This window comes from Streptomyces sp. SID12501, assembly GCF_010550245.1.
Lineage (GTDB): Bacteria > Actinomycetota > Actinomycetes > Streptomycetales > Streptomycetaceae > Streptomyces.
In genome coordinates, this window is record NZ_JAAGLU010000558.1 from 1 (window position 1) to 460 (window position 460).

Sequence of the window (460 nt, forward strand, 5' to 3'; positions counted from 1 at the left end):
ACCCGCACACCGCCTTCCGTGGTTCCCGCCACGCCTTCCTCCCTCGTATGCCCCGGTTTCACCGGATCGGTGGACCCCCGCACGGGAACCGGGGCGCGCACGGGGCGCGTCGGGGTACGCCGGGGGTCACGGCCGGAGGGGTCATCATGGAGGCCGACGGTAGAGAGCCGACGGGGCGACGATAGGAGCTGCAGTGGCAACCGGAACCATCCGCTACTGGGCGGCGGCCAAGGCCGCGGCCGGGACGGCGGAGGAGCCGTACTCGGCACGCACACTGGCCGAGGCGCTCGACGCCGTGCGGGAACGCCACCCGGGAGAGCTGACACGGGTCCTGCTGCGCTGCTCCTTCCTCGTGAACGAAGAGCCCGTGGGCAAGCGTCCCCACGACGGCGTCCCGCTGACCGAGGGGGGCACCGTAGAGGTGCTCCCGCCCTTCGCGGGCGGGTGAACGGGAACCGAT

1 protein-coding gene is annotated in these 460 nt (G+C 72.6%); it reads left to right on the forward strand.

Annotation, left to right across the window (positions count from 1 at the left end; genetic code table 11):
- The first annotated feature begins 193 nt into the window (after nucleotides 1-193).
- Nucleotides 194-448, forward strand: a complete 255-nt coding sequence (locus tag G3I71_RS47275) for a MoaD/ThiS family protein (protein WP_164325115.1) — start codon at nucleotides 194-196, stop codon at nucleotides 446-448.
- Nucleotides 449-460 lie beyond the last annotated feature (12 nt).